The 24030-nt window shown below is 70.5% G+C and carries 23 protein-coding genes; 7 read left to right on the plus strand and 16 right to left on the minus strand.

Annotation, left to right across the window (positions count from 1 at the left end):
- Positions 1-35: 35 nt before the first annotated feature.
- Positions 36-683 carry a GntR family transcriptional regulator gene (locus AC5RVG_RS05120; protein ID WP_494012946.1) on the minus strand — a complete coding sequence of 216 codons (648 nt, stop codon included), beginning with the start codon at positions 681-683 and terminating at the stop codon, positions 36-38.
- A 147-nt stretch (positions 684-830) separates the two neighbouring features.
- On the opposite strand from AC5RVG_RS05120, the gene AC5RVG_RS05125 reads away from it, so the two are divergent.
- Both AC5RVG_RS05125 and AC5RVG_RS05130 read left to right on the plus strand, forming a co-directional pair.
- A complete protein-coding gene (locus AC5RVG_RS05125; protein WP_494000776.1) occupies positions 831-1067 on the plus strand; it encodes a hypothetical protein in 237 nt (78 codons plus the stop codon).
- A 98-nt stretch (positions 1068-1165) separates the two neighbouring features.
- The gene (locus tag AC5RVG_RS05130; RefSeq protein ID WP_494012947.1) at positions 1166-3055 is read left to right on the plus strand and encodes a glycogen debranching N-terminal domain-containing protein; all 1890 of its coding nucleotides are present in this window, start codon (positions 1166-1168) and stop codon (positions 3053-3055) included.
- Positions 3056-3104: 49 nt separating this feature from the next.
- On the opposite strand, the gene AC5RVG_RS05135 is transcribed toward AC5RVG_RS05130, so the two are convergent.
- Positions 3105-4262 (minus strand): baeRF2 domain-containing protein, encoded by a 1158-nt coding sequence (locus AC5RVG_RS05135; RefSeq protein WP_494012948.1) that lies wholly within the window; start codon positions 4260-4262, stop codon positions 3105-3107.
- A gap of 167 nt (positions 4263-4429) precedes the next feature.
- A complete protein-coding gene (locus AC5RVG_RS05140; RefSeq protein ID WP_494000779.1) occupies positions 4430-5614 on the minus strand; it encodes a TerC family protein in 1185 nt (394 codons plus the stop codon).
- 327 nt (positions 5615-5941) lie between these two features.
- Between AC5RVG_RS05140 and AC5RVG_RS05145 the strand changes: the two genes are divergently transcribed.
- Positions 5942-6265, plus strand: coding sequence for a hypothetical protein (locus AC5RVG_RS05145; protein ID WP_494000780.1), 324 nt, complete (start codon positions 5942-5944; stop codon positions 6263-6265).
- A gap of 12 nt (positions 6266-6277) precedes the next feature.
- Here the strand turns inward: AC5RVG_RS05145 and AC5RVG_RS05150 are convergent, their stop codons facing one another.
- From AC5RVG_RS05150 to AC5RVG_RS05160, 3 genes are read right to left on the minus strand one after another with little or no spacing between them, the layout of a single operon-like run.
- On the minus strand, positions 6278-7135 hold the full coding sequence (locus tag AC5RVG_RS05150; protein ID WP_494012949.1) for a glycosyltransferase family 2 protein: 858 nt from the start codon (positions 7133-7135) through the stop codon (positions 6278-6280).
- On the minus strand, positions 7132-8676 hold the full coding sequence (rfaE2, locus tag AC5RVG_RS05155; RefSeq protein ID WP_494000782.1) for a D-glycero-beta-D-manno-heptose 1-phosphate adenylyltransferase: 1545 nt from the start codon (positions 8674-8676) through the stop codon (positions 7132-7134). The genes AC5RVG_RS05150 and rfaE2 overlap by 4 nt, the downstream gene beginning before the upstream one ends.
- Positions 8673-10070 carry an aldehyde dehydrogenase family protein gene (locus AC5RVG_RS05160; protein ID WP_494012950.1) on the minus strand — a complete coding sequence of 466 codons (1398 nt, stop codon included), beginning with the start codon at positions 10068-10070 and terminating at the stop codon, positions 8673-8675. Before AC5RVG_RS05160 ends, rfaE2 begins: the two co-directional genes overlap by 4 nt.
- A 386-nt stretch (positions 10071-10456) precedes the next feature.
- Here AC5RVG_RS05160 and AC5RVG_RS05165 point away from each other — a divergent pair, with 386 nt between their 5' ends.
- Positions 10457-11647 (plus strand): glycosyltransferase family 9 protein, encoded by a 1191-nt coding sequence (locus tag AC5RVG_RS05165; protein ID WP_494012951.1) that lies wholly within the window; start codon positions 10457-10459, stop codon positions 11645-11647.
- Here AC5RVG_RS05165 and AC5RVG_RS05170 read toward each other — a convergent pair.
- From AC5RVG_RS05170 to AC5RVG_RS05200, 7 genes are all read right to left on the minus strand, one after another.
- Positions 11613-12314 (minus strand): SDR family oxidoreductase, encoded by a 702-nt coding sequence (locus AC5RVG_RS05170; protein ID WP_494000785.1) that lies wholly within the window; start codon positions 12312-12314, stop codon positions 11613-11615. The two genes, AC5RVG_RS05165 and AC5RVG_RS05170, sit on opposite strands and share 35 nt — an antisense overlap.
- Before the next feature lie 67 nt (positions 12315-12381).
- The gene (locus AC5RVG_RS05175; protein WP_494012952.1) at positions 12382-13743 is read right to left on the minus strand and encodes a PfkB family carbohydrate kinase; all 1362 of its coding nucleotides are present in this window, start codon (positions 13741-13743) and stop codon (positions 12382-12384) included.
- Entirely contained in the window at positions 13740-14525 is a 786-nt protein-coding gene (locus tag AC5RVG_RS05180) for a D-sedoheptulose-7-phosphate isomerase (protein ID WP_494012953.1), read from the minus strand. The genes AC5RVG_RS05175 and AC5RVG_RS05180 overlap by 4 nt, the downstream gene beginning before the upstream one ends.
- Positions 14522-15784 (minus strand): glycosyltransferase, encoded by a 1263-nt coding sequence (locus AC5RVG_RS05185; RefSeq protein ID WP_494012954.1) that lies wholly within the window; start codon positions 15782-15784, stop codon positions 14522-14524. Before AC5RVG_RS05185 ends, AC5RVG_RS05180 begins: the two co-directional genes overlap by 4 nt.
- Positions 15781-16785: a glycosyltransferase family 4 protein gene (locus AC5RVG_RS05190; RefSeq protein WP_494012955.1), complete on the minus strand. Its 1005-nt coding sequence runs from the start codon at positions 16783-16785 to the stop codon at positions 15781-15783. Before AC5RVG_RS05190 ends, AC5RVG_RS05185 begins: the two co-directional genes overlap by 4 nt.
- Entirely contained in the window at positions 16782-17849 is a 1068-nt protein-coding gene (locus AC5RVG_RS05195) for a glycosyltransferase family 9 protein (RefSeq protein ID WP_494012956.1), read from the minus strand. Before AC5RVG_RS05195 ends, AC5RVG_RS05190 begins: the two co-directional genes overlap by 4 nt.
- On the minus strand, positions 17846-18385 hold the full coding sequence (locus tag AC5RVG_RS05200; RefSeq protein ID WP_494012957.1) for a D-glycero-alpha-D-manno-heptose-1,7-bisphosphate 7-phosphatase: 540 nt from the start codon (positions 18383-18385) through the stop codon (positions 17846-17848). Before AC5RVG_RS05200 ends, AC5RVG_RS05195 begins: the two co-directional genes overlap by 4 nt.
- 144 nt (positions 18386-18529) lie before the next feature.
- Between AC5RVG_RS05200 and AC5RVG_RS05205 the strand changes: the two genes are divergently transcribed.
- On the plus strand, positions 18530-19555 hold the full coding sequence (locus tag AC5RVG_RS05205; RefSeq protein ID WP_494012958.1) for a glycosyltransferase family 9 protein: 1026 nt from the start codon (positions 18530-18532) through the stop codon (positions 19553-19555).
- Here AC5RVG_RS05205 and AC5RVG_RS05210 read toward each other — a convergent pair.
- Positions 19488-20273, minus strand: a complete 786-nt coding sequence (locus AC5RVG_RS05210; protein WP_494012959.1) for a sigma-70 family RNA polymerase sigma factor — start codon at positions 20271-20273, stop codon at positions 19488-19490. The genes AC5RVG_RS05205 and AC5RVG_RS05210 overlap by 68 nt on opposite strands.
- A 312-nt stretch (positions 20274-20585) precedes the next feature.
- Complete coding sequence (locus AC5RVG_RS05215; RefSeq protein ID WP_494012960.1) at positions 20586-21326, minus strand: DUF427 domain-containing protein; 741 nt, start codon at positions 21324-21326, stop codon at positions 20586-20588.
- Positions 21327-21405: 79 nt separating this feature from the next.
- Between AC5RVG_RS05215 and AC5RVG_RS05220 the strand changes: the two genes are divergently transcribed.
- Complete coding sequence (locus AC5RVG_RS05220; RefSeq protein WP_494012961.1) at positions 21406-21876, plus strand: carboxymuconolactone decarboxylase family protein; 471 nt, start codon at positions 21406-21408, stop codon at positions 21874-21876.
- Positions 21877-21973: 97 nt separating this feature from the next.
- Here AC5RVG_RS05220 and AC5RVG_RS05225 read toward each other — a convergent pair whose 3' ends face one another.
- On the minus strand, positions 21974-22372 hold the full coding sequence (locus AC5RVG_RS05225; RefSeq protein WP_494012962.1) for a RidA family protein: 399 nt from the start codon (positions 22370-22372) through the stop codon (positions 21974-21976).
- A gap of 164 nt (positions 22373-22536) precedes the next feature.
- Here AC5RVG_RS05225 and AC5RVG_RS05230 point away from each other — a divergent pair, with 164 nt between their 5' ends.
- Positions 22537-23784 carry a pyridoxal phosphate-dependent aminotransferase gene (locus AC5RVG_RS05230; RefSeq protein ID WP_494000797.1) on the plus strand — a complete coding sequence of 416 codons (1248 nt, stop codon included), beginning with the start codon at positions 22537-22539 and terminating at the stop codon, positions 23782-23784.
- The last annotated feature ends 246 nt before the right edge of the window (positions 23785-24030 follow it).

Below are 24030 nucleotides of genomic sequence, written 5' to 3' on the forward strand. Positions count from 1 at the left end.
TTATCCCGTCGCGGCCCGGCTGCCCGGCAGGCGGGCTAGGAACCCTCCTGGCCCAGCCCTTCGGCGAGGATCCAGAATGTCTGGCGCAGCCGCTCCACCGCCGCCTCATGCTGGCCCCGCTGGAGGTACTGCACGGTCTCGCGCCAGCCGTCGGCCCAGAGAGGATAGGCGAGGGCGTGTTGGAACAAGTGCAACCGGGCCAGCGAACGGTCGAGGACGTGCATGTTCACGGCCCTCAGTTCCTGGTGATCCGCCGCCCCCAGGATGACGGTTACCAGGCTGCCGGCGGCGCGGTAGGCGCCCAGGATGTCCTCCCGGTCGGTCGCCGCCCGCAGGTCGTCCGCCATCGTGGCCATGGTGTCGATCTCCTGAGGCGACAGCCGCGGGGCTGCCCGCTCGAACAGCGCTACCAGCACCACGCCCATCACATCCAGGAGTTGGATGGCCTGCTGGGGACCGGGATTGGCGATCCGGTGTTCGTGCCCGGTGGCCTCGATCAGGCCTTCTTGCGTGAGATCGCCGACGGCGTCGCGCACCAAGGCTTCCTCCGTACCGATGCGGCCAGCGAGCCCGGCAACGGTCACTCTGGAGCCCGGCTCCAAACCGCCCGCCAGGATGTCCTCCCGCAGCCTGCGGACCGCTTCGTCGCGGTCCGCACCCCCGGGACCGCTGCCCCTCATCATGACCCCCCTGCCGCGTATGACCGACGTCACATACGAGTAATGTACGCGAAAAGGTAGATCGGGGTCACTGGTGCTGGCTACTCTGATGGGACCTGCGGCACAGCGTCGTGCGGCAGGTTCTAAACGTGCAGTCAGGACGTGCGCAGAATGAACGCCACCTATACCGCCACCGCAACCGCCAACAGCAAGAACCACCAAGACTGGGGGCGGGCGATGGCGGCCGCGTTGGTCGATCTGGTCCAGCAAAGCGAAAGCGGCCCTTCCGGGCCCCGGGAGCTCTACGGCGACGAGCTGCGCTTGGTGATCGAAGAGACGACGGACGGGGTCCTGATCCACCTGTCCTGGACACCCGGCGGGCGGGACGCCTCCGGCACCGTCGCCTGAATCCATTCGTCCGGTGTCCGGCCGGCCGGTGTCCAGCCTGCCGGTGTCCGGCCTGCCGAAGATTGTTCCCGCGCAGCCGATGCTGCCAAGATGATTCCATGGTCTACCGCCAGCCGTACCTGCACGATCTCACGGGAGTATTTGCGGCCCCCGTCCAAGCCTGGAGCGAGCCCCACGGGCAGATCCGGGGTACCGGGGCCCAAGGTGTCTACTGCGGGGACGACCGGGTGCTGGCCCGGTGCCTGCTGGCGGTGAACGGGCAGGAACCGGAGTGGATCTCCACCCAGTCGCGCTCGGCCGGGCGCGCCGACTTCTTCTCCTTCATCCGGACCGCCGAGGACGGGGCCGATCCGCTGGTCACCCTGAACCGCTCGCGGGCGGCAGAAGGCGGCCGGCTGGCCGAGGCGCTGACGTTCACGTCGGCCCTGGAGGACGAGTTGGAACTCCAGGTCCGCGTCGACCTGGTGGCCGATGCCATTCCCCTGGAGCAGGTGCGGGCCGGGGCCGCGGGCGAGGCCGGCTCGGTGGCCCCCGGCGGCGCCGTCTGGAGCTGGCGGGACAAGACACGCGCCGCGCTGACGGCCGAAGGCGCCCGGGTCGGTTTCGACGGCAGCTTGGTCCGGCTGGAGTGGACGGAACTGCTCAAGCCGGGCGCCGTCCTCGTCCTGTCCTGGAGCCTGGAGCTTGACGACGCCGAGGCTCCCCTGACCGGCGCGGCCGCGCCCCCGTTGCGCACGCCGTCGCTGGCCGGGGATCCCCGGCTCCAACGACTGATGAGCCGCTCCATGACCGACCTTAACAGCCTGCGGATGGCCGGGCGCCAAGCCCCCGGCGACGTCTTCCTGGCCGCGGGGGCCCCATGGTTCCTGACGCTGTACGGCCGGGAGGCGCTGGTTGCCGCCAGGCTGCTGCTGCCGGTCGACGCCGCGGTAGCGGAAGGGACGCTGCGGGCGGTGGCAGCTTGGCAGGGCACGGCCGAGTCGGCGGAATCGGGCGAACAGCCCGGCCTGATGGTCCAGGAGGTGCGGCAGCGCCGCCTGTCGATGCCCGCGGACGCCGTGGTCCGGCAACTGCCCCCGGTCCTGTACGGGTCGCCCGACGCCACGCTGCTGTGGATCGTGCTGCTGCACGACGCCTGGCACTCGGGGATGCCGGAGGATGCCGTCCGGGACCTGCTGCCCCATTTGGAGGCCGCGCTGGACTGGCTGCGCATCGACGGCGACCCCGACGGCGACGGCTTCCTGGAAACGCCGGTTCCCGCCCTGCAGGGTCCGGGACACCAGGGGTCCGGCGACACGCGGGCCGCCTACCACTATCTGGACGGCAGGCCGGCCACCGGAACGGTCGCCTCGGCCGAACTCCAGGCCTACGCCTACGAGGCGGCCCGTGCCGCGGCCGTGCTGCTCGACTACTTCGGCGAAATGAACACCGGCGCCGAGTGGCGCGACTACGCGTCGCGGCTGGCGGAGAACTTCCGCAGCCGGTTCTGGTGCGCGGACGACGCCGGCCCGTACCCGGCGATGGCACTCGACGAACGGAAGCAGCGGGTGGACGGGGTCGGGTCCGGCATGGGACACCTGCTGGGCACGGGGCTGCTGAACACCGAGGAGACCAGGACGGTGGCCGCGCGGCTGATGGACCGGACCTTGTTCTCCGGCTACGGCGTCCGCACCCTGTCGACGGCGAACCCCGGGTTCTGGCCCACCCGCCGCCGCTCGGGGGCGGTCTGGACGCAGGAGACCGCGTGGATTGTGATGGGGCTGCTGCGCACCGGCTTCCAGGAACAGGCCGCACAGCTGGCGGCAGGACTGCTCGACGCGGCCGAGGGATTCGGCTACCGGTTGCCGGAACTCTTCAGCGGGCAGGCCGCGGTGGAGGTCCGGCCGGCGCTGCCGTATCCGTCCGCCTGCCGGCCGCACGCCGGGGCAGCCGCCGCCGCGGTGCCCGTGGCGCTGGCACTGGGCGGATTCAGCGCCTCGGCCGTCTAGCCGCCCGGCTGCCCGCTGGCCCGTTGGCCCGCTGGCCCGCCGAAGGACCTTAGCCGCGCGGCACGTCGGGGCCCGTGGGCCAGCGCAGCAGCGCCGCTATGCTTTTGCCTCCCGGCAGGGCTCCTTCGGGGACCATGGTCACCCGCGCGTCGGTCAGCGCCGCTGCCCGGACCAGCGCCGCAGGGGCAGGCACCTTGGCCAGCAGGTCACCATTGACGGCTTGCTCCCCCGCCGTAGCGATCCACGGTTCGGCCGTCAGGGCATGCACGTTGTGATCGGCGAGGGCGTCGTCGTTCATGAGCAGCGTGCCGACCTGCGCCTGCTGCAGGGCCCGGACGCACTCGCCCAGGCCCGCCGTCCACTCCGGATGGGCCTGCCCGGTTTGGTTGGCCAAGCGGTCGAGGATGGCTTTGCGCTGTTCCGTCCACACATGGGCCACCCGGGCGGCTATTTCGGCACGGAGCGCGTCCTTGTCCGCGCCGCCTGTACGGGTGTGCGACTCGATGGTGACTTCGATCGCCCGGCTGGCTTCGGAAAGCTGGTCGACCACCAGTTCCCGGGCCCGTATGTCGCCGGCCACAATCAGCAGCCGCGCCTTGCTGGCCTGCACCACGCGGTCGATCTCGGCGGCGATTTCATCGGCATTCTTGCGCCAGATTTCCTCGGTGCGGTGCTGATAGCGGCCCTGGGACCAGCCGCCGCCGGGAACCTTGGTCAGGTTCTCCCGCTCGCCCTCCACCGTCCTTGTTTCCACCACGCCGTTCCGGCGAGCGTACTGCAGGTGGACCTCGCCGCCGTCCCGGCCCACTTCGGCCACCACGTACGGGAAGTCGTCGCCGCGGGCCTTTAACAGGGGCACCAGGTCCGGAATCGGGCCGGTGTGAACCACCTCCGGGCCGGACATTTCGCCCGGGAGCACCTCGTTGATTTCGGCCTCACCGCCGCGCACCAGGACGAAGCGGGAGACCGGGGACGGAACGCCGGTGGCCGGCGAAACGGCGTCGATCACGGCCTCGATGTCCGCTTTCGCGGCGCCCTGCTTCCCGAGCGATTCCCGCAGCCTGTCCGGCAGCACATCGCCTGCCCGCAGGGAGTCCACGGTCCCCGTGCTGGCGTCCACGTAGACCGTGATCCAGGGTCCCGGCTTCTTGTACAGCTCGGCGTACCTTTTGTTGGCTGCGTGGGTCGTGTTGACCTGCTCGGTCATGGTGATCACCTTCCCTGCTATTGGAACTGCGGGTTTTCTTGATCAGTAGACTCACGGTAGCACCGGACGTTTTGCCCTTGAAGGGGGGCCGGTCCTGTCCCGACCGGCCCGGCGAATCAGTGCGCCGGGCCGGTCAGCCGACGTTTGTCCGACCGGCCCGGGCGGACTTAGCTCCGCTGGTATTCCGCGTGTTGGCGGTGGGCCTCGGCCACTTGTTCGCGGATGATGTCCACGTCCTTGGCCTTGTTGCGGTACTTCGGATCCATTTGCACGATCTGGCGCTCTTCTTCCACCAGCAGCCGGTAAATGCGTTCACGTTCTGCCGGGTCAGCGGTGTAGGAGAGATCCATGTAGTTGACCGCGTGCCGGCGTGCGTTGTTGATGGCGTTCTGTGCCTTGCCGGCCTTGCTGAGCAGCGAGGCGACGACGGTGACCACCAGGATGCCGATGATGACGGTGAGCGAAAGTCCGGTGGTGATCTCGACCACGGGAACCGGGTTGCCGTCATTGACGAAGGGCAGGTTGTTCTCGTGCAGTGCGTGCAGGATCAGCTTCACGCCGATGAAGGCCAGGATTGCTGCGAGGCCGTAGGACAGGTAGATCAGCCGGTCCAGCAGGCCGTCGATCAGGAAGTACAGCTGGCGCAGGCCCATCAGCGAGAATGCGGTGGCGGTGAAGACGATGAAGACGTTTTGCGTCAGGCCGAAGATCGCGGGAATGGAGTCGAGCGCGAACAGGATGTCCGTGCCGCCGATGGCCACCATGACCAGCAGCATCGGCGTCATCGCCTTCTTGCCGTCCTTGACGGTGAACAGCTTGTCGCCGTCGTAGTAATCCGTGGTGTGGAAGAAGCGCTTGGCCAGCCGGATGATGAAGTTGTCCGCCTCGCCGCCGTCGTGTCCGGGCTTGAGCAGGTTGCCCGCCGTGATGATCAGGATCAGGCCGAAGGCGTAGAACACCCAGGCGAACGTGTTGATCAGCGCCGCGCCCAGGAAGATGAACCCGGTGCGGGCGATCAGCGAGAACACAATGCCGAACAGCAACACCTTCTGCTGGTCTTCGCGCGGCACCTTGAAACTGGCGATGATGATGAGGAAGACAAACAGGTTGTCCACCGAGAGCGCCTTCTCGGTGATGTAGCCGGCGAAGTACTCGGAGCCCATGTCCACGCCGCCGTAAATCAGCACCAGGATCCCGAAGACGATGGCGATGCCCACGTACAAGGCGGACCAGATGGCCGCTTCCTTCAGCGAGGGCACGTGCGCCTTGCGGATGTGGAAGAAATAGTCGAAGGCGAGCAACGCGAGGATCACGGCGATCGTGATGCCCCAAATCAGGGGAGAAACGCTCATGGGTTTCCTTCCGTAAGCGGGTAGCGGTGAGCCCGCAAGTCTCTCCTCCGGCACGGCCGGCCACTGCAACCGGCCGGGCGTCGGCGCCCTACGTGTTGACGGCTGCAGCGCATCTGGATACTCCCTTACGCAACTGCCAGTCTAACGACGACGACGCTGCACGGCTAACCGGGCGCGGGCGAATCCGGGGCGGCCGGGACGGGAACGCCCCGCCGGAGGGGGTTGGACTCCTGCGGCCTATGCACCGCATTTCGGCTGTGACAGGCTGGGGGCCCGGGCCGCCGCCGTGATTGACCGGCGGCCGACAGCGCCGAAAGGAGCACCGCCATGTCCTACTACCTGGAGTACACCATTCCGGCCGCGCCGGACGGGGAAAGCTTCGAGTTCCCGGTCAGCGACGAGCACCGCGGCTATACGGTCCCGCTCAGCGAAACCGATGCGGAAATCGTCCGCACCGACCAGTTGCCTGCCCGCAGCGAGGTGTTCGGGGCCTCGCTGGCCGAGGCCAAGGAAGCGGCGGAGTCCATCCTGTCCAACAGCAAGGCGGACGCGGCGCAGCTCTACGACGATCCCGACGACTCGATGCAGCCCGGGGCGGGCACGCTGGTCGCCAGCTACACTGTCGGCGGCGGTTGGCAGGAAGCGGGATAGGTTGCGCCGGGGCTAATCCCGCAGCACCACGTCCGCGGCTTCCGTGGAGCGATCGGTGACCGTGGTGGGCGATTCCAGGTGGACGGCGCCGGATGGCAGGATGCCGGCACCGCCGTAGCGTTCCATGACCCTCAGCTGCGCCACCACGTCTTCCCCGGCGTGGGCCGGCGGCAGTTCCTGCCAGAATCCGAACCCGCCGCACTCCAGCAGCGCGCTCCGACGGTACAGCACGCAGCCGCCGGCCCACGCGATCTTGTACAGCCGCCAGCCGCCGTTCGGAATGCCCAACCCGGCGGCGATATGCGTCAGGTTTGCCGCGTTATGCAGCTGCCAGCGGCCGAACCGGTGGTCCTCGCGGCGGATGCGCTCGGGCCGCACCGGGCCGTCCCACAGTTCGAAGGGTTCCTGCTCCCCCGGCCGCACGTCGTCCAGGTAGGACATGCCCTGCACCGCTGCACCGATAAATCCGCAGCCCGCCTCCCGAATGGCCGCCGTCATCCGGACCAGCATGCCCGGTTCCAGCCACACGTCGTTGTCCAGGAACAGCACGAGTTCAGCCGTGGCAAGCCGGAGCAGGAAGTCGCGCTGCTCGGCCAGCCCGCGCCGGGGCAGATTCCGCTCCAGCCGGACCGGGCGCCCCTGGGCTTCCAGCACCCGGATCATCGCCCCGGCGGCTGGGTGCTCCCAGGCGGGGGCGCCGTCGGTCTGGTCGCTGACGATGACCGAGAACTCCGGGCCGTCCTGCGCCGCCAACCCGGCGAGCGTCACCGCCAGCTCCGCTTCCCGGCCATAGCTGGGCACCAACACGTCCAGCTCCGGCCCTGTTTCCGGTGCAGCCAGGGCCCAGCTGGCCGAACTCCTGCGGCTCACGCCGAATCAAGTCCCGAGGCCGGATTCGCTCCCGCGGCCGGCGCGGGACCTGTTTCCGCCGGGGGCGCCGAGCCGCGGATCCGGCGGACCACCGCCGTGGTGGAGTGGTCGGACACATAGTCCAGGATGCAGACCTCGCCTCCGCAGGCTTCCACCACCGCCGTTTCCTCGAGCATCTCCGGAGAGTAGTCCCCGCCCTTGGCGTAGATGTCGGGCCGGATCGCTTCGATCAGCGGGATGGGCGTGTCCGTGTCGAACACGGTCACGTAGTCCACACAGCTGAGCGCGGCGATGATGCCGGCCCGGTCGGCGGCCGGGTTGATCGGCCGGTCCGGCCCCTTCAGCCGCCGGGCAGATGCGTCGCTGTTCAGCGCCACGACCAACACGTCGCCCAGTTGCTTGGCTTGGTTCAGGTAGCGGGTGTGGCCGCGGTGCAACACGTCGAAACACCCGTTCGTCAGCACAATGCGCTTGCCCGAGGCCCGCTCGGCGGCGATCGCCTGCCCGAGCGCCTCCGCATCCAGGGCCGCATCGGAGAAGGTGCCCAGGTGCGAGGCGAGGTCGGTGGTGCTGCAGACCGACGTGCCGCGCCGGCGCACCACGACGTCCGCGGCGGCCTGGGCCAGGTCCAGGCTGGTGCTCAGCTGCAGTCCCGCGGCCCGCGCCAGAGTCAGGCAGGCCACGTAGGTATCGCCGGCGCCCGAAGCCTGCTTCTCGGTGACCGGGGTGGCCCACGTGCGGTGGGTCCCGCCGTCGGGCGTGAGCAGGAAGGAGCCGTCCTTGTCCAAGGTGACGACGGCGGCGCCCGCCCCGGTCGCCTCCAGCAGTTCCCCGGCGTGATCGGCTATGGCGGCGGCTCGGTCCGTGTCGGGATCCAGCGTCACGCCCAGCAGCGCGGCAGCTTCGGCGGCATTCGGCGTGACCAGGTCCGGCGCAACCTCCGACCAGGGCCGCGGGTCGTGGGCGTCGACCACCAACAGCCGGCCGCCGCGGTGACGGGCCAGCACGCTGCGCACGGCACCGCCCAACGCGCCGGAACCGTAGTCGCAGACCACCACGGCGTCGCTGCCGGCGAGCGCGTCCGGAACTGCTGCGGCCAGCCGCTCCTGCGCCGCTTCCGGCACCCGCTCCGTGCGCTCGTCCAGCCGCAGCATGATCTGGTCGCCGCCGATGATGCGGTACTTGGTGGTGGTCAGGACGTCCTCGTGTTCCACCAGCCCCGAAATGTCCACCCCCGCACCCTGCAGGAGGGCAGCGAGCCGTCGCCCGGCGTCGTCCCCGCCGACCAGGCCGAGAATGCGCACCCGGGCGCCGAGTGCGGCGAGGTTCATGGCCGTGTTGGCGGCGCCGCCCGGCGCGTACTCCCGCCTGGTCATGTCCACTACCGGGGCGGGGGCTTCCCGGCAGAACCGTTCGATCCGGCCGCTGAACCAGCCGTCCAGCATCACGTCACCGACCACGGTGACCCGCGGGGCGGCCTCCGCCAGCCGGGACGGCAGCCAGCCGGCCAGCCCGGAAACGTCCGACAGGGGCGTGCTCATGGCCGCACCCCGCCGGGGAGGCCCACGTGGACCACCTTCACCGCACAGAACTCGTCCAGCAGTTCGGGGCCGTAGCCGAAGCCATCGCCGCTGTCCCGGCGGGGCTGCGCGGAGCCGCCCGGGGCGCCCCCGAAGACGGCGTTGACCTTGACCGTGCCCACCTGGAGCGCGGCAACTGCCCGGTGCGCATGCTCCAGGTCCGCGGTCAGCACCGTCGCGGCCAGGCCGTACCGGCCCTCCGCCGCCAACTGAAGCCCGTCGTCGAAGCTGTCCACCACCCGGACCGGCGCCACCGGGCCGAAGGTCTCCTCCTGCATCACGGTCATGCGGTCCGTGCAGTCCAGCAGCACGGTGGCCGGATAATGGGCGCCCGGCCCCTCTGGCACCGAGCCGCCCTCGGCGGCCGTCGCCCCGAGCGCGAGCGCCTCGGCCACCTGGGCGTTGACGCTGTCCCGGAGCCTGCGGTCCACCAGCGGCGCCATCGCCCCGCCGTCGTTGCGTTTGCGGGCCTCGGCGGCGAGCGCCTCACAGAACGGGCCCGCGACGTCGCGGTGCACGTAGACACGCTCCACCGACGTGCAGATCTGGCCGCTGTTGGCGAACGCCCCGATGGCCGCCTGCTCCGCCGCCCATGCCGGATCCACGCCGGCGTCGACGATCAGCGGATCGTTTCCGCCGTTCTCGCGGATGACATGGGCGCCGGTGAGCGCCGCGGCCCGGGCAATCCTGGCGCCGGTGAGGCTCGATCCGACGTGCGCGATCACATCGACATCCGGGTGGCCGGCCAGCGCCGCCCCGACCGCCGGGCCGCCGGTCAGCGTGGTCATGACCTGCGGCGGCAGCACCTCCGAGAGAATCCGGCCGAGCAGCTCACCCAGATGCGGGCAGCGTTCGCTAGGCTTGTGCAACACCGTGTTTCCCGTCGCCAGGGCGGCACCCAGCAGCCCGGCGGCCACCGCCACCGGATCGTTCCAAGGCGTGAGCACTACGGCCACGCCCCGTGGTTCGTTCACGGTGTAGTCGGCGGCAAGCGAACCGCCGCGCAGGCTTCGGCCGCGGTGCACCGGGCCCAGCTGGGCGTACTGGCGCAGGGTTCCGGCCCCGGCCAGCACGCCCTCCAGGGCTTCATGTTCCGGCCGACCGGTCTCCCGCGCGTTCATCGCGGCCAGCTCCTGCGAGTGCTCCTGCAAGGCCGCCGCGGCCGCTTCCAGCAGTTCGCCGCGGGCGGCAGCGTCGGTGGCTGCCCAGCCTGGTTGGGCCGCCTTGGCGGCGGCGACGGCGGCCCGCACCTCGTCTGAGCTTGTTTCCTCCAGCACGCCCACCAGGCTGCCGTCCCGCGGGTCGTGCACCTCCAGTAAGGCAAGGTCCCGGGCGGTATCGGAATCGGTGGTCATATTGCTCCTCCCCTCCAAGGCGGCCTGGGCCTGCCCATTGGTGTCTGGCCAAAGTCCACTGTCACGCGGCGGCGGTGCAGTGCCCATCGCGGGCGCGCAGCACCGGCAACAATGCGTGGTACTGGTTCCCTACCCCCCATCGCGCGGTTTCAGACACGCCGCCGGTTTCAGACACGCTGCCGGTTTCAGGACGCCCGGTGCGGGCGGTTCCTGCGGGCCGGTTCCTGCCTCCGGTCCCGGTTCCGGCTCTGGCCAGCGGCTCGAATGCACCTTAGGGTGAAGTTCACGAGGGGCCCGCGGGGGCGGGCCCAGGGGGTTGCGGCAGGCACGGCACCCGCGCGCCGGGTGGCTGCGCCGCAGGCGGAACGTTAATCCAGGAGGTGGAGATGGCTGGTTCTCCCACAGGGGGCGCCGCTTTCGGTGGCCAGAGGCTCAGTACCGAGGCCCGGCATGGCCGGGGCATTGGGCCGGTGTTGGAGCCCTTCGAGGGGGTGCGGAAGATTGCGGTGCTCCGGGGCGGAGGGCTGGGCGACGTGCTTTTTTCGGTTCCGGCACTCGAGTCGCTGGCTGCCGCCTATCCCGAGGCCAGCGTGACCCTGCTGGGCACGGAGGCCCATGCCGCCCTGTTCCGCGGCCGGCCGGGCCCGGTGCACCGGGTGGAACCGCTGCCGTTCGCGCACGGGGTTCGCCCGGGGCCGGAGGATCCGCAGGCCATCGCCCGGTTCCACCAGCGGATGCGCGGCGAGCAGTTCGACCTGGCCGTGCAGCTGCACGGCGGCGGCCGGAACTCGAACCCGTTCCTGCTGGAACTGGGCGCACGGCACACGGTGGGCACCCGGACCCCGGACGCGGCCGCGCTCGAGCGGACCATCCCCTACCTGTACTACCAGCACGAGGTGTTGCGCGCGCTGGAGGTGGTGGGCCTGGCCGGCGCGGCTCCGGCCGCGCTGCAGCCGGAACTGCAGCCCCTGGCCGATGAAGAGGCATTGCTGGCCGGGCTCCTCGAGGAAGGCCGGCCGTCGCTGGTGACCATCCACCCGGGCGCCACGGACCCGCGGCGGCGGTGGCCGGCGTCGGAGTTCGCCCAGGTGGCCGCATGGGCGGCCGACGACGGATGCCAGGTCCTGGTGGTAGGCGATCAGTCCGACGTGGCGCTGGCCGAGGAGGTTGTGGGCCTGGCCCGCGGGGCGTCCGGTGCCGGCGGCGGGGGCAGCATCGAGTCCGTGGCCGGCCGGCTGGAACTGGATGAACTGTCCGCCGTGCTGCGTGCCAGTGACGTGATGGTCGGCAACGACAGCGGGCCGCGGCACCTGGCGCAGGCGGTGGGAACGCCCACGGTGGGCATCTACTGGGCCGGCAACATGATCATGGCCGGGGCGTTGGGCCGGACCCTGCACCGGATCCACATGTCCTGGATGACGCAGTGTCCGGCCTGCGGCTCCGACCTGACCCAGGTGGGCTGGACCGCCGGACGCTGCAGCCACGAATTCTCCCTGACGGACCAGGTCCGCGCAGAGGATGTCTACGCGGACCTGCGCGAGCTTAGGGCCACGAGTCTTCTTCTTCGTGGCAAATGACCATCTCGCGCACCTCGCAGCCCTTCGGCTGTGACAGCGCGAAGATGATGGCATCGGCCACCCGCTCGGGATCGTTGAGCCGGGAGTCGTCCTGCGGCTTGTACTGTTCGGTCCGGTCGTCGAAGAACCTGGTCTTCATGCCGGCCGGAATCATGGTGGTCACTCCGACCTGACCGCGGGTTTCGGCCGCCAGCGCCCGGCTGAAGCCGACCACGCCGAACTTGGAGGCGCAGTAGGCGGTGGCGTCGGAGACGGCCTTGATCCCCAGCGACGAGGCGACCGTGATGACCCGCCCGTGGGAGGACATCAGATGCGGCAGGGCCGCGCGCACCACGGAGACGGTGCCCATCAGGTTGACCCCGATGACCTTCTCCCATTCCTCGGCCGGCACGTCTTCCAGGCGCCCGCAGCGGTCGATCCCGGCCGCCGTCACGACGGCGTCCAGCCCGCCGAGGGTGTCGGCGGCCTGCTGCACGGCCGCCTCGACGGCGGCCCGGTCGGCGACGTCCACCTCGATGCTCTTGGCCCGACCCACCCGGCTGACGTCACGGTCCAGCACGACCGGCGTGCCGCCGGCGGCGAGGACCGCCTCCACGACGGCGGCTCCCAGGCCGGAGCCTCCGCCGGTGACCAGGACGCGGCCGGGGTTCGTTGGGGCAATGCTCATGGTTTCCTCCTCAGGTTCGGGATTCTTCAGTTCAGGGCGCGCCGGATCTGCGGAGCAGTCCGGCGTGTCAGCCGACCTTGGCCAGGGCGGCGGCCAGGCCGGTGGTGGAACGCGCCGGGTAGTAGGGCACGGTGACGGTTTGCCCGCCCCAGGATTGCAGCAGGCGTGCTTCCGGCAGCTGGTCCGCGGTGTAGTCCCCGCCCTTGACCCAGATGTCCGGCCGCAGCCTTTCCAGCGCTGCTTCGGGGGTGGCTTCGTCGAAGACCAGCACCGCATCCACGCACTCCAGCGCCAGCAGCAGTTCGGTGCGGTCCTCCTGGTTCATGATCGGACGCTCTTCGCCTTTGAGGCGGCGGACCGAATCGTCCGAGTTGAGACAGACGATCAGGCAGTCGCCCAGCTTCCGGGCGGCGGCCAGGGTTCTGGCGTGCCCGGCGTGCAGCAAGTCGAAGCAGCCTCCGGTGGCTACCACCGTGCCGCCGGCTTCGCGGGTCTGCGCCGCGACCCGCATGGCGTCTACCCCCGGACCGCGCAGCTGGACCGGGGCCGTTTCCCGACGAAGCGATGCCACCCCGCCTGCGGCGAGGAAGGCTGCCGCCTGCCCGACGGCCTCTTCCACCGCCTCGGCCAGCGGCCGTCCGGAGGCCAGCGCCACCGCCAGGGAGGCGGCAAACCGGTCCCCCGCGCCGCAGGTGTCGGCCGGGTCGAGCGTGGGGGCTGGTACGGCCTGCGGCAGGCCGCCGTCGGCTTGGATCAGGGCCCCTTCCCCGCCCAGCGTGACGACGACGGCGCGGCTGTTCCAGCGTGTACGCAGTTCCGCCGCGGCCAGCGCAGCCTCCCGGGTCCCGCTGTCCCGCAGGCCGGCGATCCGCAGGGCTTCGGGCAGGTTGGGCGTCGCCGCGGCCACGCCCTCGACCGGGACCGGGCCGGCCGGGTGCGGATCCCATACCACGGGGATCCGGTGCACGAGCGAGGCCAGGGCGTCGCGCAGCCCGGGTGCGGCCGCCAAGCCGCGGCCGTAGTCCGCCACGATGATGGCGTCGGCCGTTTCGAGCGCGTCGAGCATGTCCGGTGTCGGTACCGGCACCGGTGCCGGGGCGCAGCCTTCGTCGACCCTGACCACCGACTGCCCGCCGGCACGGATCCGGGTTTTCACCGGCGTGGGGGCGCCGGATGGCCCGGCGACCACGCGGACGCCGTCCAGGGCGTCGCGCAGCCGGGAGGAAGCGCCGTCGTCGGACAGTGCCGTGACCAGGAGGACGTCCCGGCCGTCGCGGGCCAGCATCCGTGCCACCAGCCCGGCTCCTCCGGCGCGGTAGGTCGTTTCGGCCGCGTCAACCACCGGCACCGGTCCGTCCGGGCTCAGCCGGGTTGCCGCACCCTCCACGTCCGCGTCCAGCAGTACGTCACCCACCACCACGATCCTCATGGCCGGCCTCCCTGCCCGCGCCCGCCCGCGGCGCCTCCCTCGAGACGCGCCACCTCGGCGTCGAACGCCCGGCAGAGGGCATGCAGCGCCATCAGGTGCCCCTCCTGCACATTGGCCGGCAGCGCCTCCACTGCCACATAGTCGTCGCACAACTCGGTCAGCGGATTCGGCGCCTGGCCGGTCAGCGCCCAGCAGGTCACGCCGATGCTGCGGGCAGCTTCGGCCGCGCGCAGCAGGTTCCCGCTCTTGCCGCTGGTGGTCAGCAGGAGCAGCACGTCGCCGGCACGCCCGTGGCCCAGCACCTGCCGGGCAAACAGCTGGTCGAAGCCGTAGTCATTGGAGATGGCCGTGACCGCCGAGGTTTCCGCGTGCAGCGAGATGGCGGAGAAGGCCCGGCGTTCGCCGTCGAAGCGGCCCACCAGTTCGGCGGTGAGGTGCTGGGCTTCCGCCGCGGAGCCGCCGTTGCCGGCCGCCAGCAGGCGCGCGCCGCCCGTCAGCCGCCGGGCCAGCTCCGTCCCCCAACCGGCCAGCTGGCCGGCCTGGGCGCGCAGCGACTCCACCGCCGGTGCCACCGCCTGCAGGTGCGCCAGGACCGCGTCCACCGCTTGGGTCCCAACCGGCTCCCGGCCGGTTGCCGGCACCGGGACGAGGGCGGGTCCCGGTGCGGGCGGCCGCAGGTAAGCCTCCGTGCCGGCCGGGCCGGCGGGGTCGGCTGGGGCCGCGGCGGTGGCGAGTGCCGTGGTCCGTGCTGCTGTCTTGGCCATGGCGGCTGGGCGCTTCATAGTGCTTCCCCTTCCAACTGCCGGACGCCGGCGGCGACGGCGCCCGCGCTCCTGCTGACCGCCAGGTGATAGGCCTTTTCGGTGTCGGCGGCCACCCGGTCCCAGGAGTAGCGGTTCCGCACGCGCTGCTGGCCGGCGCGGCCGAGGTCGCGGCGCAGTTGGGGATTCGCCAGCAGCTCGGCCACGGCTTCGGCCACCGCCTCCGGGTCCCGCGGCGGCACGTGCAGGCCGGTCTTGCGGTCCACCACGGTGTCGATCAGCCCGCCGACCGAGGCCGCGACCACCGGAACGCCGCACGCCATTGCTTCCAGCGGAACGATTCCAAACGGTTCGTACCACGGCGCGCAGACGACGACGTCGGCGCTGCGCAGCACCGCAGGGATTTCTTCCCGGGGCACCTGGCCGCGCAGCACCAGTTGGTCTTCCACGCCGAGCTCGCGGGCGAGGCCTCGCAGCCGCTGGGCCTCGGGGTCGGCCGCCAGCCCGGTGGCACCGGAGGCGCCGCCGACCACGATCAGTTCGACGTCGTCCAGTCCCCGGTCCTTGAGCAACCGCAGGGACTGGACGGCCAGGTCGATGCCCTTGCGCGGAACCAGGCGGCCCAGCGTGACGATGCGGTGGGTGCGGCCGCGCGGTTCGACCTCCCCGTCGGCCTTGAAAAGTCCCAGGTCCACGCCGCAGGGGGCAATGGAAATATTGCCGCGCGGGATGTCCATGGCCGCCAGTTCGAACACTTCGTCCGAGCACGTCGCGATGATCCGGTCCACGCTGCGGCCGACGGACGGTTCCAGCCAGGCCCGTTCGGCCGGGCTGGTGTCCTGCGCGCCCTGGTGCCGCCGTTTCACGGTGCCGAGCGCGTGGAAGGTCTGCAGCACCGGCACCTGGGGGCTTCCCGGGCGGCGCGCGGCGTCGAGGGCCGCCACCCCTGACATCCAGAAGTGCGCGTGTACGAGATCCGGCGGGCTGTCCGCCCAGTCGGCGCTGATCCCGTCGGCCAGCTGGCCCATGTAGGGCAGCAGCTCATCCTTGGCGACCGGTTCGGGCGGTCCGGCGTTGACGTGGACCACTTCCACTCCCGGCCGCACCGTGACGCGGGCGGGAAGCATCGGATCGTCGCGGCGGGTGTAGACGCTCACGCTGTGTCCCCGCCGGGCGAGGGCGGCGGAGAGGGCCGCCACATGCACGTTCTGGCCGCCGGCGTCCACACCACCCAGCGCCGCCAGCGGGCTGGCATGTTCGGAAACCATCGATATCCTCACGGCTCTCTCCTCTCGTTGACGGCAAAGACCCGTCCGGCGCGCGTGGTGGTCTCTGCCAGCAGGCTGTCCCAGTTGTCCAGGAAGGCCTGCAGCCCGTAGTTCCGCAGCGCCGCCTCGCGCGCGACTGCTCCGCGCGCAGCGGCCTCGTCCGGGTCCTCCAGCAGCCGGGCCGCTTCGCGGCGCAGCTGGTCCACATCGGACGAGATGGCGCCGGCCCCCGGCGGCACGGCCCGGGCGGCCTCTGTGCTGGCCAGCACCACCACCGGCATGCCCAGATGCATGGCTTCCAACAGCGCCAGGCCCAGCGAGGTCCAGCGCAGCGGGTGCAGGTAGAGGCGGCAGCGGGCCAGTTCGGCGTGCAGCAGCGGACCGGGCAGGTCGCCGCGCACGCGCAGCTTGTCCGGGCCCAGCCCGGTGGCCGCGCCCAGCTGGTCGGTGCCCATGCCGAACACGTCCAGCGGTCCTGCCTCGGCGAAGGCCGGCAGCAGGTCCGTTCCGGTCACCCGCCAGCGGCGGACCGGCTCGTTGACCACCACGCCCTGGCGTTCCAGTTCCCCGGTGTAGAGCGGACCGGGATCCACGATGCCGTGCTCAATCACGGTGGTCCGGGCTGTTCCGCAGTCCCAGAAGAGGCGGTTGAAGTGGGTGACATGCACGACGGTCATGTCCTGCTGGTCGGCCAGCGGGTGAAGCGAGTTGGGCACGTCCCCCTTGGGGGTGTTGTGCTCCAAAAACACCGCCGGGATGTCCCGTCCCGGCCGGCGACCCAGCAACCGCTCGCATTCCTCGATTTCCTCGGGCCGCTGCAGCACCACGACGTCGGGTTCTTCGTCCCGCAGGCGGTCCGGGTGCACGTCCCGGACCGACGACGGCCAGTCGCGGCCGGCGCGGCCCAGGCCCCACGGCCCGCCCTCCGCCGTCGCGGGCAACAGGTATTCGTGGCGGCCGCGGACAAAAGCGTCGGTCCAGCCGCCGTGGACATGCCAAAGCAGGATCTTCATGCGTTCCTCGTCTTTCTCCTGGCGGACAAGTACGTCACGCCGCGGGTCAGCCGCTGTACAGCCTCGAGCACTTCTTCGGGGGCCACCTGGGACAGGCAGGGATGGCCGGGAACCGGACAGTTGCGCGCCCGGCTCAGCCGGCAAGGCGCCTGCTGGTCCCCGAGCAGCTCCACCGGGACCTTGTACGGTGCCCAGCGGACCGCCGGAACCACCGGCGCAAACAGGGACACGACCGGCGTGCCCACGGCCGCGGCCAGGTGCGCCGGCCCGGTATTTCCGGTCACGACGGCGGACGCGCCGGCCAGGACCCCCGCCAGGCTCCGCAGGTCGGTCTGCCCGCCCAGGTCCAGCGCGCCGGGGACGGCGACGGTGGCCGTCAGTTCCTGCTCCTGCGGGCCCCCGGTGACCACCACCCGGTAGCCGGCGCCGATCAGCAGTTCGACGGCGGCGGCGTGGTGCAGGGGCGGCCACGCGCGCGCCGGGACGGAGGCGCCGGGGTGCACGGCGATGTAGGGTTCGCCGCCGGTCAGGTCGGTGGTGTCCGGGATGCCTTGCACCTGCAGCCGGCCGTCGTCGTCGGGCGGAAGCCGGTACCCGGCGGCAGCGGCGATCTGCAGCGCCCGTTCGGCCTCCGGCTGGTCCTCCGGGAAGTCCTCGCCGGGGCGCAGCCGCTGATCCAGCAGCGACCCGGCGTAATCGACGGAAGCGCCGGTGATGCGCCCGACGCCGGCCAGCCGCAGCAGCAGCGCCAGCGGCAACGGCGACTGGTGGAAGGACGTGAGGATGACGGCCTCGGAGATCTCTGAGGCCCGGACCCAGTCCGCCAGCGCGGCCACGTGCTCCCGGGTCGCCGGTGGGGCGGGGTCGACGATCCACGGGCTGGCCCAGCTGAAAACGCCTGCGACGCCGGGCAGCAATTCGGCGGCGGCTTTGCCCTGCGGGCCGCACAGCATCATGACGTCGCGGGCATTGCCGTCGTGGCCTGCCGCGATTGCCCGTACCGCCGGGCCCGCCAGCAGTACGTCTCCGACGCTGTCCAGCCGCGCCACCAGTACGCGGCTCATCGCCGGCCCTCCAGCAGCAGCGTGACCGCGGCGGTGAGGTCTTCGGCGACCATGGCGGCGGCCTCGACCTCTTCGCGCCGGGTCACCGGGGTCGGTACCAGGACGCCGGTGGCGCCGGCGGCGGCAGCGGCCTCGACGTCGGCCCCGATGTCCCCGACGTAGGCCACCTCCTCGGGAGCGAGCCCGAGCCGGCGGCAGGCCGCAAGGATCATCCCGGGCTGCGGTTTCCGGCAGGGGCATCCGTCGTCCGGGTTGTGCGGGCAGATCTCCCACACGTCAAACGGTCCCAGCAGCTCTTCCACCCGCCGGTTGACGGCGTCGACCTGTTCCCGGCTCAGCAAGCCCCGGCCGATGCCTGATTGATTGGTGAGCACCCCGCAGGGCAGCCCGGCGGTCCGGACCGCGTCAACGGCCGCGCGGGCGCCGGCTACCGGCCGGACCTCCGCGGGGTCCGGGTTGTAGGGCACGTCCGTGACCAGCGTGCCGTCCCGGTCGAAGAGGATGGCCCGCAGCGGGTGTGCAGCAGTTGTGCTCATACCAGCACTGTTCCCAGCGCGGCTCCGACCTAAACACTTCTCCTGCTACTACTTTTGTGTCGCCCACTTCCCGCCACGGCAACCGCAGCCGCGGGAGGCGCACGCTGCGGGCATCTGGAAGGATGGGCACAGCCGGAACGAAGGATGGGTGCAGTGGCAGAAGCTGAAGGACTCGAACGGGACGGACGCCCGGAACTGCTGGTGCTCCGGGCGCTCAAACTGGGCGATCTGCTGGTCGCGGTTCCGGCGTTGCGGGCACTGCGCGCGGCCTACCCGGAACACCGGATTATCTACGCCGCCCAGGCCTGGCTGCGGCCCCTCCTCGGACTGACCGGCTCGGTAGACGACCTGCTGGCCACCCATGGCCTCGATGTTCCCCTGGCGCTGGCACCCGGCCGGGTAGAGATCGCCGTGAACCTGCACGGCAACGGGCCGGAGAGCCGCGGCCGGCTGGAAGCCCTGCAGCCCGCCGGGCGCATTGGCCACCGCGCCCCCGGGTGGGACGGCCCCTCATGGCCGGAAGGCGCGCACGAACGCGAGCGCTGGACCCGGCTGCTGCAGTGGCACGGAATCGACGCGGATCCGCTCGACTACCGGCTGGACAAGCCCGCCGTCCAGAGCCCCTGCCCGGGAGCGACGGTACTCCATGTCGGTGCCGCCTACGGCAGCCGGCTGTGGCCCGCCGAGCGGTTCGCCGCGGTCGCCCGGGAACTGGCAGCCCAAGGGCACCGCATCGTGTTCACCGGCAGCGCGGCGGAACGGCCCCGGGCACAGGCCGTGGCCGAACTGGCCGGGCTGGGTCCTGACACCGTCGTCGCGGGGACGCTGCCACTGGCGGAGTTTGCCGCGGCGATCGCCGAGGCCGCGCTCGTCATTTCCGCCGATACCGGTGCCGCCCATCTGGCGTCGGCCTATGCCCGGCCGTCGGTGGTCATTTTCGGCCCGGCACCCGTCAGCGTATGGGGTCCGCCACCCGGACCCCATACGGTCCTGACCGACGAGAGCCTGCGCCTGGGCGACACGTTCTCCGCCGACCCCGACCCTGCCCTGCTGGCCGTCGGCCCGGACGACGTCCTGGCCGCCGTCGCACAACTGCCGGTCGCTACGCCGTCCGCATCCGCTGCCGCCCGGGGGTCTGCCGTTCCCCCAGCACCCGGCGCTGAAGCTTGACCAGGATCCTGGCGAGCGCGCGGGACACCTGCATCTGGGTCATGCCGATGCGCTCCCCGATGAGGCGCTGGGATTCTTCCTGGAAGTACCGGTAGAAGAGCAACTGCCGTTCCTGCGGCTCCAGCTCGCGGATGGCGCCGCGAAGCATCAGCAGTTCCTCGGTCCGTTCGGTCCCGCCGTCGGAGGCAGCCAGCGTCTCCGCCAGGCCCTGTCCCTCGGGGGTCCCTTCCAGTGATTCCGGCCGCAGGCTGCCGTGGCAGTTGAGGGCTTCGGCGACCGTTTCCGGGTCTTCGGCGAGCGCGTCGGCCAACTCCTGCAGCCCGGGCTCGCGGCCCAGCCGCTGCGCGAGTTCGGAGGTCATTTTGATCGCCGCCGTCCGCAGGTCCTGAAGGTGGCGCGGCGGGCGGATCATCCACGAGCTGTCCCGAAGATAGCGCTTCAGTTCGCCGTGGACCGTGGGAGCCGCGTAGGCACGGAAATCGGCGCCGTGGTCGGGGTCGAAGCCGCGGACCGCCTTGAGCAGCCCCAGCCGCGCAACCTGGTTCAGGTCATCGAGCTCCCTGCCCGGGCCCGAATAGTTGCGGGCGATCCCCTCGGCAATGCCCAGGTGCCCCAGCACCAACTCCTCTTCCAAGGCGGCGCGCAGGGACCCCTTGGCGCGTCTCGCCCTGCGGAACAAGACCTGTATCTCTTTGTCATCCTTGTCGTTGTATTGCACCAGAGGCCCACTCTCTATCCGGGAAGCGCGGACCAGAAGCGCTTCTCCCCCAAGAGACCATAAGCATGCTGATTATGCAACAGGCGAACGGTGAAAAAATGCCCGAAAGTCTTTTCTTCTCCCGGGAGAAGAAGGTATAAGCAGCCGCCGCTCCGACCGCGCCCCGGGCCACCGGGGGCGGAGGAGAGCGGCAGCAGCCGAAATCATCCAGAGCGGCCGAGCCATGCGGGAACGTCCGTCCCTGACGTGCCCGCGTCGGGTATCAGCCGCTCTCGATGGCAGCGCGGGACCGGAGCGAAACGGGGACGGAAATCACGCCCAGGGCGTGTCGGGTTTCTCCTGCGGTTTGCCGTCGACCACGAGGTCCACCTTCTCGTTGTAGAAGCAGAAGAGATCGCGGATCTTGGGGTTTTCCGGGATCGGGTTCGGGTAGCTCCACACAACGTCGCGGACAACGTTTTCGCCTACCCGCACCGACCAGTAACGGGCCTCGCCCTTATAGGGGCAGCTCGTGACGGTGTCGCTGGACTCCAGCAGGTCGGTCCGCACGTCCTCGGCCGGCAAGTAGTAGCGGGTGGGCAGGTGGGTTTCGAACAGCAGCAGCGGCCGGATGCTGTCCGCCACTTTCTCGCCGGCGAGGTAGACCTGCACCCGCCGGGAACTGCGCAGGGTATCTACCCGCTTATAGGGATCACGGGCATGGACCAGCACCCGCTCGTCTTCCTCGTACCACTCCAGCTGCCGCCAGGAGAAAGTCACGTGGCCGGCCAGGTCGCTCATCGAGCCGTGCGCTTCCGGATGCTCCCACGCCCCGGCCTCCGCGCGCTTCTTGCCGATGGCCACATCCCAGAGCTGCTGGCCCGCCGGCCCGGGGCGCGCATTGGCCAGCACCCCTGCCGCGACGTCCTCCCGCGGCAGATAGTAGGTCGGCAGACCGTCCCGGCCATACTGGACCATCAGCCTGGCCCGCGTGCTGTCGGCCACCAGGCTTCCACCCAGCCGCACCCGGATCCGCCGTGCAGTGGGTTCCGTGAAGGGTGCATCGAATTCCATGGGGCACACGCTACTCCTCCGCGGCTCCCGTCGGCAGTGCTGAGAGAATGAAGGCCGACCAGCAACACAGGAGGCATGAGTGAGTTCCGACAATCGTCCCGCCAAGTTCTACATCGACAAGCAGACGCCGGCAGCCTATCGCGCGCTCAACGGACTGGCGCTCAAGGTCGGCGAAGCGGCCGAAGCGGCAGGCCTGGACCGGAAGCTGGTGGAACTGCTGAACCTGCGCATCTCGCAGATCAACGGCTGTGCGTACTGCCTGAACATGCACACCCGGCTGGCCCTGGGCGAAGGCGAGACGGCCCAGCGGCTTTCCGTGCTTCCGTCCTGGCGGGACACCGAGGTTTTCACGGACAAAGAACGGGCCGCGCTGGCCCTGGCCGAGGCGCTGACCGAACTGCCGGACCACCACAGCCAGGAGCGAGCCTATTCCGCCGCCCGCGAGGAACTCACCGACGACGAGTTCTCCGCGGTCAGCTGGATCACCGTCGCGATGAACGCCTTCAACCGGGTCTCCATCGTCAGCAAGCACCCGGTCCGCCCGCAGTAAGCAACCCGGGCCGGGCAGGCCGCCACCGCGCCAGGGTGGCAGGGCAGCGCACGACGGCGGTGGCTGCGGTCCCTGTCAGCGGCTACGCAGGCCGCGGCTACTCGGGCTGCGGCGGGACCTGGGCGAGTGCGTCGATCTCCACCAGCACGCCGGGCCGCGCGGACCCCACCTGCAGGACGGTGATTGCCGTCGGCACCGGCCCCCACACCTCCGCTGCCGCGGCGTACCCCGCGTTCGCGTCCTGCCCGGCGGCGAGGTAGATGTTCAGCTTGGCCACGTCCTGCTGCGTTGCACCGGCCTCCTCGAGGACCGCAAGCACGTTGCGCATCGCCTGCCTGGTCTGGCCGGCAAGATCGTCACTGACCATCTCGCCGTCCGCGTTGATCCCGTTCTGGCCGCCGACGATCAGCAGCCGGCCGGGGCCGTCCACGAGCACGCCCTGGGAAAAGGCCGGACTGCGGAACATGCCTGCTGGATTAATGTGCGTGAGAGCCATTGGCTTTCCTCCGTTTTTCCGGTTCGGGGCGCACGGCACCGGCACCGCGTGCCGGTGCCGCTATGGGAGCGTAACCACGGTAGGCCGATGCGGCACCGGGCACCAGACCCGCGCAGTGGTGAAGCCCACATGAACGCCCGATGCACTCTGTGAAAAAATAGGGCATGCGTCCCATGCAACATTCCAGCAAACTCCAGAACGTCCGGTACGAACTTCGCGGCCCGATTTTGCACGCGGCCAAGAAGATGGAGGCGGAGGGCCACCGCATCCTGCGGATGAACCTCGGCGATCCGGCACCGTTCGGGCTGGAGGCGCCGGAGTCGATTGTGGTGGACATGATCCACCACCTGCGCGGCGCCCAAGGCTACAGCGATTCGAAGGGCATCTTCTCCGCCCGCACGGCCATTTCGCAGTACTACCAGACCAAGGGTTTGATGCAGATCGGCGTGGAGGACATCTTCATCGGCAACGGGGTGTCCGAGTTGATCTCCATGACGCTGCAGGCGTTCCTGGAAAACGGCGACGAGGTGCTGATCCCCGCGCCCGACTACCCCCTGTGGACCGCGTCGGTCACACTCTCCGGCGGCAAGGCCGTGCACTACCTCTGCGACGAGGACAACCACTGGTGGCCGGACATGGCGGACGTCGAAGCCAAAATCACCGACCGGACACGGGCGATCGTGCTGATCAACCCGAACAACCCCACCGGCGCCGTCTACCCGCGGCACGTGCTGGAACAGTTCGCGGCCTTGGCTCGCAAGCACGATCTGGTGCTGTTCTCGGACGAAATCTACGAGAAGATCACCTACGACGGCGCCGTGCACGTCCACACCGCCTCGGTGGCCCCGGACCTGCCGGTGCTGACGTTCAGCGGGCTCTCCAAGGCGTACCGGATGCCCGGCTACCGCGCCGGCTGGGTGGCCATCAGCGGGCCGCGCGCCGAGACCGCGGCCTACCGCGAATCACTGGAACTGCTGGCCTCGCTCCGGCTGTGCTCGAACGTCCCGGCGCAGCACGCCATCCAGACCTCGCTGGGCGGCTACCAGTCCATCGGGGACCTGGTGAAGCCCGGGGGCCGGTTGCACGAACAGCGCGACCTGGCCTGCCGGCTGCTCAACCAGATCCCGGGCGTCAGCTGTGTGCCCGCGGCCGGGGCGATGTACCTGTTCCCCAAGCTGGATCCTGCCGTTTATCCGTTCGAGGACGACGAGAAGTTTGTCCTGGACCTGCTCGAGGAGGAGAAAATCCTGGTTTCGCACGGCAGCGCCTTCCACTGGCCCACGCCGGATCACTTCCGGTTCGTAATCCTGCCGTCGGTGGAGGATATCGAGGAGGCGGTCCGCAGGATTTCTTCCTTCCTGGCCATCCACCGGAAGAAGACGGCCGACGCCGCTGCTGCCGCAGCCGTCTAAAGCCCGGCTGGCCCGCCCGGCACGGCGGCAAGGCCCCGCGACGCAAGCCGGACCGATGGGTCCGCTAGCAGTGTGGCCGTGGGCGGGGCGCGCCCCGGCCCTCCGGCACACCCTGCTAGGCTGCTCACAATTCCAGCCGCCGGTCGGGCGGCTGCAGAGCCGGCATCGGGGGAACATGCGGAATAGGCCGATGGCCGCCCTCATGGCGCTATTCGCGCTGCTGCTCGCGGGCTGCACGGAACCGGG

This window comes from Arthrobacter senegalensis (assembly GCF_059091765.1).

What these genes read in the sequence shown, in the direction of transcription:
- AC5RVG_RS05120 (WP_494012946.1), bottom strand. Translation starts at nt 683, where the DNA reads ATGATGAGGGGCAGCGGTCCCGGGGGTGCGGACCGCGACGAAGCGGTC.
- AC5RVG_RS05125 (WP_494000776.1), top strand. Translation starts at nt 831, where the DNA reads ATGAACGCCACCTATACCGCCACCGCAACCGCCAACAGCAAGAACCAC.
- AC5RVG_RS05130 (WP_494012947.1), top strand. Translation starts at nt 1,166, where the DNA reads ATGGTCTACCGCCAGCCGTACCTGCACGATCTCACGGGAGTATTTGCG.
- AC5RVG_RS05135 (WP_494012948.1), bottom strand. Translation starts at nt 4,262, where the DNA reads ATGACCGAGCAGGTCAACACGACCCACGCAGCCAACAAAAGGTACGCC.
- AC5RVG_RS05140 (WP_494000779.1), bottom strand. Translation starts at nt 5,614, where the DNA reads ATGAGCGTTTCTCCCCTGATTTGGGGCATCACGATCGCCGTGATCCTC.
- AC5RVG_RS05145 (WP_494000780.1), top strand. Translation starts at nt 5,942, where the DNA reads ATGTCCTACTACCTGGAGTACACCATTCCGGCCGCGCCGGACGGGGAA.
- rfaE2 (WP_494000782.1), bottom strand. Translation starts at nt 8,676, where the DNA reads ATGAGCACGCCCCTGTCGGACGTTTCCGGGCTGGCCGGCTGGCTGCCG.
- AC5RVG_RS05160 (WP_494012950.1), bottom strand. Translation starts at nt 10,070, where the DNA reads ATGACCACCGATTCCGATACCGCCCGGGACCTTGCCTTACTGGAGGTG.
- AC5RVG_RS05165 (WP_494012951.1), top strand. Translation starts at nt 10,457, where the DNA reads ATGGCTGGTTCTCCCACAGGGGGCGCCGCTTTCGGTGGCCAGAGGCTC.
- AC5RVG_RS05170 (WP_494000785.1), bottom strand. Translation starts at nt 12,314, where the DNA reads ATGAGCATTGCCCCAACGAACCCCGGCCGCGTCCTGGTCACCGGCGGA.
- AC5RVG_RS05175 (WP_494012952.1), bottom strand. Translation starts at nt 13,743, where the DNA reads ATGAGGATCGTGGTGGTGGGTGACGTACTGCTGGACGCGGACGTGGAG.
- AC5RVG_RS05180 (WP_494012953.1), bottom strand. Translation starts at nt 14,525, where the DNA reads ATGAAGCGCCCAGCCGCCATGGCCAAGACAGCAGCACGGACCACGGCA.
- AC5RVG_RS05190 (WP_494012955.1), bottom strand. Translation starts at nt 16,785, where the DNA reads ATGAAGATCCTGCTTTGGCATGTCCACGGCGGCTGGACCGACGCTTTT.
- AC5RVG_RS05195 (WP_494012956.1), bottom strand. Translation starts at nt 17,849, where the DNA reads ATGAGCCGCGTACTGGTGGCGCGGCTGGACAGCGTCGGAGACGTACTG.
- AC5RVG_RS05200 (WP_494012957.1), bottom strand. Translation starts at nt 18,385, where the DNA reads ATGAGCACAACTGCTGCACACCCGCTGCGGGCCATCCTCTTCGACCGG.
- AC5RVG_RS05205 (WP_494012958.1), top strand. Translation starts at nt 18,530, where the DNA reads ATGGGTGCAGTGGCAGAAGCTGAAGGACTCGAACGGGACGGACGCCCG.
- AC5RVG_RS05215 (WP_494012960.1), bottom strand. Translation starts at nt 21,326, where the DNA reads ATGGAATTCGATGCACCCTTCACGGAACCCACTGCACGGCGGATCCGG.
- AC5RVG_RS05225 (WP_494012962.1), bottom strand. Translation starts at nt 22,372, where the DNA reads ATGGCTCTCACGCACATTAATCCAGCAGGCATGTTCCGCAGTCCGGCC.
- AC5RVG_RS05230 (WP_494000797.1), top strand. Translation starts at nt 22,537, where the DNA reads ATGCGTCCCATGCAACATTCCAGCAAACTCCAGAACGTCCGGTACGAA.